Raw genomic sequence first — 744 nt, forward strand, 5'->3', positions numbered from 1 at the left:
GGCTGACCGAGGCGATCTTTGCCGAGGTGAATGCCTATCTGGCCAACAAGGGCATGACCCTCCGCTCCGGCACGCTGGTGGATGCGACAATCATCGACGCGCCGTCTTCTACCAAGAACAAGGCCAAGGCGCGCGATCCCGAGATGTCATCGACGAAGAAGGGCAACGACTGGTATTTTGGCATGAAGGCCCATGTTGGGGTCGACGCGGAAAGCGGCACGGTTCACAGCCTCGAGGCCACGACAGCGAAGGTGCATGACAGTCGTGTGTGGGATGAACTGCTACACGGCGATGAGACGTCGGTCTGGGCCGACAAGGGCTATGTCAGCGCCGAGCGCGAGGCCGCGTTCACGGGACCGGGCAAGGTCTGGGGTGTGATGCGCAAGGCCCCGAAGGGCAGCGACCTGCACCCGATCGACGCGCGGATCAACCGCATCATCGCGATGGTCAGGGCCAGGGTCGAGCATCCCTTCCGGGTGATCAAGCGCCAGTTCGGCTACGTGAAAACCCGCTATCGCGGATTGGCCAAGAACCGCGCCCAGCTCTTCACGCTGTTCGCGCTCGGTAACCTGTTTCTGGTGCGACGGAGGTTGATGGCATGAGGACGAGTCCGTCCGGAATTGGCCTGTCCACCAACCGAGCGGCCGAAGCAGCCCGAAAGCCGCTGGAAACAAGCTGCCTGATGCCCGGCATGGCCCTCACATCGGCGCGTCGGCGCAGCAGAAGGCGTTGTTCAGACTTTCC

1 protein-coding gene is annotated in these 744 nt (G+C 62.8%); it reads left to right on the plus strand.

Translation table 11 applies throughout. From position 1 onward, the window contains the following. The coding region (locus tag C6W92_RS17470; protein WP_129435403.1) for an IS5 family transposase at window positions 1–602 on the plus strand (602 nt) is incomplete at its 5' end. Window positions 603–744: the final 142 nt, after the last annotated feature.

The organism is Roseovarius sp. A46 (genome assembly GCF_004126395.1).
Lineage (GTDB): Bacteria > Pseudomonadota > Alphaproteobacteria > Rhodobacterales > Rhodobacteraceae > Roseovarius > Roseovarius nitratireducens.